1 protein-coding gene is annotated in these 3,420 nt (G+C 52.0%); it reads left to right on the top strand.

Features of this window, described 5'->3' with window-relative positions; translation table 11 throughout:
• The coding region (locus GQR38_RS19795) for an Ig-like domain-containing protein (protein WP_206006341.1) at positions 1-3,420 on the top strand (3,420 nt) is incomplete at both ends.

The raw sequence follows: 3,420 nt of genomic DNA, 5'->3' as shown, positions 1-3,420 counted from the left end.
GTTGATGTTGCAGCACAAAGCGACAGCAATACACCGGTTATTAGCGGCACAAGTGATGCGGGCGAGGGCGCGCAAGTGACCATCGTGGTTACTGATAGTGCAGGCAACCCGCAAACCATCACCGCCTTAGTGGATGCCAATGGCAACTGGAGTGTCACACCAACCACACCGCTAAGCGAAGGTGAAGCGACCATTGAAGTAAGTGTGCGCGACAGTGTCGGCAACGAAACCACCGGGAGTGACACCACCACCATCGACACGCAAGCGCCAACACTCACCATTCAAAACGTGGGCGATATAAGTGATTTAACACCAGAACTGCAAGGCACCAGTAATGAAATTGGTGGCACTGTTACACTCACCATCACCGATAGCGAAGGCATCAATCAAACCCTTAGCACTGTTGTAGGCAGCGATGGTCACTGGGCAATCGAAGTATCGACAGCCCTTGCACAAGGTGACTTTAGCGTTGTTGCCAGCATTACCGATGCCGCAGGCAACGAGAGTACCGCAAACAGCAGTGGTAATGTGGATACCATTACACCGGTTATCACCGTTGATGCACTGGGTTTAGGCAACGACAGCACCCCAGTGATTAGTGGTACCTCAACAGAGCCTACAGGCACGGTTATAAACATTGTTATTACCGACAGTAACGGTGATGAGCACCCAATCACCGCTACTGTGGATGCAAACGGTGATTGGCAAGCAACCAGCCCTGAATTACCGGATGGCAGCTACAGCGTACAAGCCAGTATCACCGATGCCGCAGGTAACACCGATAGTGCCGTGCAATCGGGCACCATTGATAGCCTCGCGCCAACGCTTGTGCTTGATACCGTGGGCGCAACGAACGACAGCACCCCAACAATCGGCGGAAGCAGCAATGCGCCAGCGGGCACAGTAATAAACATCAGTGTAAGCGACGGCACCACAACAGAAACGTTTACCGCAACAGTACAAGCCGATGGCAGCTGGTCAGCAGATGTATCGAATGCACTGAGCGATGGTGAGCTCACCATTGAAGCAAGCGTCAGCGACAGCGCAGGCAACACCACTACATTAAGTGAAAACGCAACACTCAACACCACGGCGCCAAGCATTAGTATTAATGCACTGGTTGACACCAACGACACCACCCCAGCTATTAATGGTACAAGCGATGCGGCAGATGGCACCACCATTAGCTTAACGTTTGAAGATAGTGCAGGAAATATTACGACTGTTGATACGACCGTAACGGGTGGTGTATGGAGCGTCGATGCACCAACTGATTTAGCCGAAGGCGAATATACTGTCACCGCACAGGTAGATGATGGACCGGGCAATATTGGCGGTGCCACCGAGACAGGTCAGATAGACCTAACAGGTCCGAGCCTTGTTATTACCAACAACGGTGTAGGCAACGACACCACGCCAACGATTGCAGGCAGTAGTGATGCACCGCAAGGCAGTACGGTAACGGTTATAGTGACAGATAGCAGTGGCACACCGCAAACAATGAGCGCCACCGTACTTGCCAATGGCACATGGTCAATCCCTGTACCGATAGCACTTGCAGAAGGTAACTTCACCGTAAGCGCAAGCGTGAGCGATACGGCAGGCAACGAAGCCACCGCCACAGGCACTGGTGAAATAGACACCACCGCACCTACACTTGTACTTACCAGCCCAGGCTCAAGCAACGACGTAACCCCGACACTGAGCGGCACAAGCGATGCGGTTGAAGGCACCGTTATTAACTTCACGGTTGTGGACGATTTAGGTAATACACAAACGTTCACCACCGCTGTGGATGCTGATGGCAACTTCTCAGTCGAAGTGCCAACAGCACTTGCAGAAGGGCCGTACACGATCACCGCTAACATCAGCGATGTGGCAGGTAACAGCACCGATATTACCGGCAACGGCACCATTGATACCACAGCACCAAGTGTGAGTGTAGATGCGCCAGTATTAACAAACGACAGCACGCCCACGGTTGCGGGCACCAGTGATGCACCTAACAGCACCATTACCGTTACGTTTACCGATGCAGAAAATGCCACTCAAAGCATTGATGTACAAACCGATGCCAATGGTAACTGGAGTGCGACACCAACAGGCACATTAGCCGAAGGTAATTACAGCGTCAGCGCCAGCATCACCGATGCTGCAGGCAATACAGGCACCGGCACGGACAGTGGCGAAGTAGACGTAACCCCGCCAGCACTTGCCTTTACGCCAACGTTTGAACTTGGTTTATTAATTACCCTAAGCGGTACGTCTGACTTGCCCATTGGCAGTGAAATTATTATTACCGAGCAACTTGTTAACGGTGGTATTGGTGCAACATATACCACTACAACAGATGCGGATGGCAACTGGTCATTAGTCGGATTAGATGTATCATTACTTGATGTTGGCTCAGTGATCGCAACAGCGACCGATGCCGCAGGTAATACCCGTACAATTAGCTCAGATGACTTTGATAATACACCGCCGACACTCACTGTTGATGTTGCAGCACAAAGCGACAGCAATACACCGGTTATTAGCGGCACAAGCGATGCGGGTGAAGGTGCGCAAGTCACTATTGTAGTGACCGACAGCGATGGTAATCCACAAACCATCACCGCGCTTGTGGATGCAAACGGCAATTGGAGTGCAACACCAACCACACCGCTAAGCGAAGGCGAAAGCACCATTGAAGTAAGTGTACGCGACAGTGTCGGCAACGAAACCACCGTGAGTGATACCACCACCATCGACACGCAAGCGCCAACACTCACCATTCAAAATGTAGGCGATGTCAGCGATTTAACACCTGAGCTTCAGGGCACCAGTAATGAAATTGGTGGCACCGTAACACTCACCATCACCGACAGCGGAGGCATCAATCAAACCCTTAGCACCGTTGTAGGCAGCGATGGTCACTGGGCAATCGAAGTATCGACAGCCCTTGCACAAGGTGACTTTAGCGTTGTTGCCAGCATTACCGATGCGGCAGGCAACGAGAGTACCGCAAACAGCAGTGGTAATGTAGATACCATCACACCAATCGTCACTGTTGACGCATTGGGCCTAGGTAACGACAGCACCCCAGTTGTTAGTGGTACCTCAACAGAGCCTGCAGGCACGGTTATAAACATTGTTATTACCGACAGCAACGGTGATGAGCACCCAATCACTGCCACCGTTGATGCCAGCGGTAATTGGCAAGCAACCAGCCCTGAATTACCGGATGGAAGCTACACCGTGCAAGCCAGTATCACCGATGATGCAGGCAATACTGGCGGTGCAGTTCAATCAGGCAACCTAGATACCTTAGCGCCAACTCTGACGTTAGACACAGTCGGCGCCACGAACGACAGCACGCCAACAATCAGCGGAAGCAGCAATGCGCCAGCGGGCACAGTAATAAACATCAGTGTAAGCGAC

The sequence above is a fragment of the Pseudoalteromonas sp. c7(2019) genome (assembly GCF_011378625.1).
Lineage (GTDB): Bacteria > Pseudomonadota > Gammaproteobacteria > Enterobacterales > Alteromonadaceae > Pseudoalteromonas > Pseudoalteromonas arctica.
The sequence above is the reverse complement of the archived record's forward strand: the minus strand, read 5'-3'. Positions and strand labels throughout refer to the sequence as shown.